This is a genomic window from Endozoicomonas atrinae (assembly GCF_001647025.1).
Lineage (GTDB): Bacteria > Pseudomonadota > Gammaproteobacteria > Pseudomonadales > Endozoicomonadaceae > Endozoicomonas > Endozoicomonas atrinae.
This window is the reverse complement of the sequence record NZ_LUKQ02000508.1, coordinates 1-1,784: the sequence shown is the minus strand read 5'-3', so window position 1 is coordinate 1,784 and position 1,784 is coordinate 1. Positions and strand designations below refer to the sequence as shown.

Below are 1,784 nucleotides of genomic sequence, written 5' to 3'. Positions count from 1 at the left end.
TTAGGTTCATTCCATTTATGGTGTTTTGGGCGAGGGGCAAATATGCCCCTCTATATGGCAATCGCAGGCTGCCCCGTGTTAGTGCTCGGAGTTGTTTTCCTGCGGCCGGAGTACACCTGCTTTCTTCTTCTCTTTCAGCCGATAGCTGTCACCCTTGATATTGAGAGTGGTAGAGTGATGCAGTAACCGGTCCAGTATCGCGGTTGCAATGGCCTGGTCACCAAACACTTCGCCCCAGTCAATAAAGCTCTTGTTGGAGGTCAGGATGACACTGCCTTTCTCATACCGTCGAGTCACCAGACGGAAGAACAGACTGGCCTCATCCGGCTCCATGGGCAGGTAGCCAATTTCATCCAACACCAATAGCCTGGGGCAGGTCAGCAATTGCATCTGACGTTCAAGGCGATTTTCCAGCTGAGCCTTTTTCAGGGTGGTCATCAGTTTATCCAGGCTCATGAACAGTACCCGGTGACCTGCCTCTGCTGCCTTGACTGCAAGGGCAATGGCCAGATGCGTTTTGCCAACACCGGGAGGCCCCAGAAGGACGACATTTTCAGCCCGTTCCACAAAACCGAGTCCCGCCAGCTCCCGAACCACTTTCCGGTCAATGGAGGGCTGGAAACTGAAATCAAACTGCTCAATGGTTTTTATCCAGGGCAGCCGCGCCTGCTTGAGGCGACCTTCCAGTCCTTTCTGATGGCGTCCTGCCCACTCGGAGGAGAGCACGGCTTCTAGGAATTCACGATAGTTCTGGTCCTGTTTACTGGCCTGTTCACACAAGCTGTCCAGAGCGTTGGGCAGGAACTCCAGCTTCAGCCGGGTCATCAGTGATGATAAGGTATCCATCAGTCCACCTCCACGTAATGGCTCAGGTCACGGGTTTCCACCTTGACCGCTTCATACAGTGCACGGTGGTGTGTTGACTCCAGCACCCATTCATGGCGACCGGTGCTGAGGGTATGGGAGGCGACCAGTTCATCATGGGAGTCATAAACCCGCAGCGTATTATCAAGCCCAATACGGATACTGACTGTTTCACCGATTAACCGGGCCGGAACGCTGTACCGGTTGGCCCGGACGTCAATATAGGCATCCGACGGCACCCGGCGAAGCTCACGGTAGCTGGTATCAAACTCGATGGTTGGCAAAGCGCTCAGGCAGGGCTGCTCTCGCGCAAAACGATCCAACACCCGCTCCTTAACTGTGCCGTGAATACGCTGGTCTGCTATCTGCTGCATCCACTCACACAATAACTGGTTCAGGTGAGCAATACTTTCAAAAGCCGCATGACGCTGAAAAAAGTTATCTTTCACGTAATGCACCATGCGTTCGGTTTTGCCCTTGGTCTGAGGTCGAAAAGGTCGACAGGCACGGGGCTTGAAATGGTAATGGTGTGCCAGCATCAGAAACCCTTCGTTGAACTTGACCTTACCATTACCCGGATGGTTGATGACGGCAGCTTTCTGGTTATCAACCACTACTTCACGCGGAACGCCACCAAACCAGTTGAAACTTTGCACCAGGCTTTCATAGGTGTGCGCGGCATCATTGCTGTACGCCGCATACACAAAGAAGCGCCGGGAATATCCCAACGTATTGACGGATATATAGACCTTACGGAGTTCACCACCGACCTCCACCGCCAGTTCGCCCCAGTCATGTTGTAACTGGTATCCCGCATCGGTCTCATAACGAACCGTTGCCAGGCTTGGGCGCAGCGCCCGTTTGGGATGAATGTATTCACGGAGAAGGGATATCTTGCCGGTGTAGCCCATGGATGTAAT

General features: G+C 53.4%; 2 protein-coding genes. Both read right to left on the bottom strand.

Going from position 1 to position 1,784, the window contains the following annotated elements; genetic code table 11:
• Positions 1–78 precede the first annotated feature (78 nt).
• Positions 79–846 carry an IS21-like element helper ATPase IstB gene (gene istB, locus AK963_RS28485; RefSeq protein WP_066018659.1) on the bottom strand — a complete coding sequence of 256 codons (768 nt, stop codon included), beginning with the start codon at positions 844–846 and terminating at the stop codon, positions 79–81.
• Positions 846–1,784: IS21 family transposase (istA, locus tag AK963_RS28480; protein WP_066018658.1), on the bottom strand; the 939-nt coding region annotated here is incomplete at its 5' end. The genes istA and istB, both read right to left, overlap by 1 nt.

Bases quoted from the DNA above. Each gene is read 5' to 3' on its own strand.
- istB (WP_066018659.1), bottom strand. From the start codon at position 846: ATGGATACCTTATCATCACTGATGACCCGGCTGAAGCTGGAGTTCCTG.